At 62.4% G+C, this 3,984-nt stretch carries 4 protein-coding genes; all 4 read left to right on the forward strand.

Going from position 1 to position 3,984, the window contains the following annotated elements; genetic code table 11:
- Positions 1 to 419: 419 nt before the first annotated feature.
- Complete coding sequence (locus ABSF49_RS20795) at positions 420 to 935, forward strand: hypothetical protein (protein WP_424114542.1); 516 nt, start codon at positions 420 to 422, stop codon at positions 933 to 935.
- Positions 936 to 1,159: 224 nt separating this feature from the next.
- Positions 1,160 to 2,134, forward strand: a complete 975-nt coding sequence (locus ABSF49_RS20800) for an MlaE family ABC transporter permease (RefSeq protein WP_424114543.1) — start codon at positions 1,160 to 1,162, stop codon at positions 2,132 to 2,134.
- Between the two features lie 3 nt (positions 2,135 to 2,137).
- Entirely contained in the window at positions 2,138 to 2,920 is a 783-nt protein-coding gene (locus ABSF49_RS20805) for an ABC transporter ATP-binding protein (protein ID WP_424114544.1), read from the forward strand.
- Between the two features lie 15 nt (positions 2,921 to 2,935).
- On the forward strand, positions 2,936 to 3,984 hold a 1,049-nt coding region (locus ABSF49_RS20810; RefSeq protein ID WP_424114545.1), incomplete at its 3' end, for an ABC-type transport auxiliary lipoprotein family protein.

The following is a 3,984-nucleotide window of genomic DNA, read 5'->3' on the forward strand; positions in this document are numbered from 1 at the left end:
GACGACATCGTCGACCATTGCTGCGACGCCTGGAACAAGCTCGTCGATCAACCCTGGAAGATCATGTCCATCGGCCTGCGAGATTGGGCCTACAGGTCGTGATCAGAGAGTCTTGGTATTAGGTCTCCGCATATCCGGCGGCTTTGATGTCGTTGGCGCATTCGACTTGGGAGGAGCTGGCGAGGATTTGTGCGGTGGCGTCGGAGACGGTCACGGCCGGCAAAGCTCGCCAAGCCCTCCGCGGATTCATTGAGTAGATTCCGACCCTCCCTCACGCGCGCCTGCCTGGATATATCCAGCGGACCCAAAGCTTGGCTCGGAGTTTCGAGCCGGGTTCGATCCAAGCCGACGACATGTATGATCTCCCAGTCACTCGGGTTGCCTGGGACCTGTGGTGAAGTTGGAGTGGAACCGGCCCAATGCCCCATGCGAAGCCGAAACTGAAAGGCGCGGTTCCATTCGTTGTCGCGCTGCTCGGCGCGAGCGTATTCATGCCGCAGATCGACGAGGCGCGCGCACAGACTGCCCGACCGTTCACTGGGTTGTCGGGGAAATGGTCCGGCGACGGCTCGATCGCGCTGTCCAATGGGACGACCGAACGGCTGCGATGCGACGCGACCTACGTCGAAAGCGGGGGCGGCGACAATCTCGATCAGACCCTTCGCTGCGGCAGCGACAGCTATAACTTCGATCTTCACATCAGTCTCGTCGACACCGCCGGCGCGATTCTCGGAAACTGGAGTGAACTCAGCAGGAACGTTCAGGGCGGAATTTCCGGACACGACTCGAAGGGCCTCATTCAGGTGATGGCGAGAGGTCCGACCTTCACCGCCGCCGTGACGGTCGCGACGCACGGGACCGAGCAGTCGGTCAAAATTCGCGCGCAAAGCGGCGACCTCTCGCAGGTCACGATCACGCTCCACCGCACCCACTGAGGTTCTCAGGGACAGCGTCGATCGTAGTTCCGGCTCATCCCGTGTCCTTTAGGCGTTCAGAACGGAGGCGAAGCATGGGTTCACAGAGTCTCGTCGTTTGCACAGCCGGCGAAGGGCGACTCACGATCGCAGGGTTGGGCGCGTGGACCGCCGACAACGCGACGCGCCTCGAGGCCTGCATAGACAGCGCGCATCCCAATGACGCGTCAAAACTTGAAATCGACATGGGCGACGTCAAGGAATTCGATACATACGGCGCCTGGATTCTGGAGCGCTTGATGCGCGGCGACGGGCGACCGCGCCAGGTGTCGTTGGTTCGGTTGCCCGAGAAGTTCCATGACCTCGTCGAAGACGTGCGCCGGACCAATCGAAGCGCCCCCGCGCCACTCCAGCGGATCGTGTGGCCTCTTGCGCGTCTGGCGGACATCGGTCGCGGCGTCGAAGCGGCGGGCGCAGAGGTGCTCCGATTGGCGGCCATGGTCGGCGCGCTCGTCGTGCTTTTCGGCGCCGCCCTGCTGGCGCCGCGACGCTTTCGTTTGACCTCGATCGTCCATCACCTCGATCGCGTCGGCCTGCGCTCCGTGCCGATCATCATTCTCATTACCCTTCTGATCGGCTCGATCATCGCGCAGCAGGGCTTTTTCCATTTTCGCCGGTTCGGCGCCGACGACTATGTCGTCGATCTCGTTGGTATTCTGACGCTTCGCGAAATCGGCGTCCTCATCGTCTCCATCATGGTCGCGGGCCGATCCGGCAGTTCATACACGGCAGAATTGGGTTCGATGAAGATGCGCGAGGAGATCGACGCATTAAGAACAATGGGCCGCAACCCGCTCGAGGTCTTGGTTCTCCCTCGCATCATCGCGCTCGTCGTCGCATTGCCCTTGCTGGCTTTGATCGGTGCGATGGCGGCGCTCATCGGCGGCGGAATCGTCGCGTCGATCTACGGCATGGAGCCGAACCTCTATGTCGCCCGCCTCAGGGAGGCGGTGTCGATATCCGATTTCGAGGTCGGCATGATCAAGGCGCCCTTCATGGCCCTGGTGATCGGATTGGTGGCATGCACCGAAGGGTTTCAGGTGCGCGGCAGCGCTGAATCGTTGGGCGCGCGAACCACTTCGTCGGTCGTGAAGGCGATTTTTCTGGTCATCGTTCTCGACGGTATTTTCGCGATGTTCTTTTCCTCCATGGGCATGTGAGCGATGAAGGACGCGGGCGCGCCTAAAGCCATTGAGGTCACCGATCTCGTCGTCGAGTTCGATCGCAAAAGGGTGCTCGATCATTTATCCCTGGATGTTCGGGCCGGGGAGATCCTCGGCCTGGTCGGCGCATCCGGCGCCGGCAAATCCGTGCTCTTGCGCACGATGCTGGGCCTTACCCCCAAACGACAGGGGCGGATCGCGATCTTCGGCGTGGATCGAGACAAAGCGACATTGCAGGAACTTCAAACGCTGGAGCGGCGATGGGGCGTTCTCTACCAGCAGGGCGCGCTGTTCTCTTCTCTCACCGTATTTCAAAATATCGAATTCCCGATCCGAGAATATTTGAGAACGCCGCAACGGCTGATGCGAGAAATCGCGAACGCCAAGCTGGAAATGGTGGGACTGAAACCCGAGGACGGCGACAAGCTCCCTTCGGAGCTGTCAGGCGGCATGACCAAGCGAGTCGCGCTCGCCCGCGCCTTGGCGCTCGATCCCGCCATCGTATTCCTCGACGAGCCGACATCCGGCCTCGACCCGATTGCGGCCCGCGAATTTGGAGTGCTTATCCGCACACTGCAACGCACGCTCGGGCTTACAGTGTTCATGGTCACCCACGAAATCGAAGCGCTACGAACGATTTGCGACCGCATCGCGGCCTTGGCGGGGGGAAGGATCGTCGCGATCGGCTCAATGTCGCAGGTGCTCGAAACCGAAGATCCCTGGGTGAAATCCTATTTTCGCGGCGTTCGGAGCGCTCCGCCGAGCGCTCCGGCGACGCCCTGAGTTGAGGCGGAGCCTATGGAAACACAAGCGCGGTACACCATCGTCGGACTGTTTACGCTCCTCATCGTCGCCGCCGGATTCGTATTCGTCTATTGGTTGCACGGCTTCGCGGATGCGGGCGCGTTGACGCAATATCGCATTCGTTTCGAGGCGCCCGTCATCGGGCTGAGGCCGGGCGTCGCGGTGCTCTTCAATGGACTGCGCGTGGGCGAAGTCACCTCCGTGCGCTTCGACCCCGCGGCCCCCAAGATCCTGATGGCGCGGATCGCAGTGGATGCGACGACGCCGGTTCGGCAGGACACGCAAGTCGGTATCGACGCACAGGGTCTGCTGGGCGGCGCGACCGTCTCTTTGACAGGCGGCGCCTCGACAGCGATCTTGAAGCCGGGCGCCGATGGGGAGTCGCCGCTTCTCGTCGCCACCGCCGATGAAACCCAAAGTCTGGCGTTCGCCGCAAAGACGGCCTTGACGCAACTCGGCGGCATTCTCTCCGACAACGCGCAACCGTTGCGCGACGTGATCGCCAATCTCAACACGTTTTCGGCCGCTTTGGCGCACAATTCAGGGCGGGTGGACAGCATACTGGCCGGCCTGGAGAAGATGACGGGCGGCGGCGCCGCCAAGCCGCCGCCGCTCTCCTACAACCTGAGCGCGCCGGAATTCTCGGCGCCCCAGGCGCCGGAGAGCAAGGCGCTGACCTTGCAGATCGCGCTGCCCGAGCCGACCGCGCTCGTCGTCTTCGAGACGCAGAAGGTGCTGGTCGCGCCGAGCCCCGGCGAACTGAAGCCGTTGGAAGAAGGGCAATGGGCCGATAGCGTGCCCAAGCTCGTGCAGACCAAAATGGTGGAGAGTTTCGACAATGCCGGCTTCGCGCATGTCGGCAAAGCGATGGACGGCTTCACGCCCGACGTTCAACTTCTGCTCGAGATCCGATCCTTTGAGGTCTCGCTTGCGGCGCCGCCGGCGGCGCAGATCGAGATCTCGGCCAAGCTCCTCGGCGCCGACGGCAAAATCGCGGTCGAACGCAGCTTTCGCGCCACGGCTCCGGCGACGGGAGTCGAAAG

This window comes from Roseiarcus sp., from assembly GCF_049514155.1.
Classification (GTDB): Bacteria; Pseudomonadota; Alphaproteobacteria; order Rhizobiales; family Beijerinckiaceae; genus Roseiarcus.

Bases quoted from the DNA above. Each gene is read 5' to 3' on its own strand.
- ABSF49_RS20795 (WP_424114542.1), top strand. From the start codon at position 420: ATGCCCCATGCGAAGCCGAAACTGAAAGGCGCGGTTCCATTCGTTGTC.
- ABSF49_RS20805 (WP_424114544.1), top strand. From the start codon at position 2,138: ATGAAGGACGCGGGCGCGCCTAAAGCCATTGAGGTCACCGATCTCGTC.
- ABSF49_RS20800 (WP_424114543.1), top strand. From the start codon at position 1,160: ATGGGCGACGTCAAGGAATTCGATACATACGGCGCCTGGATTCTGGAG.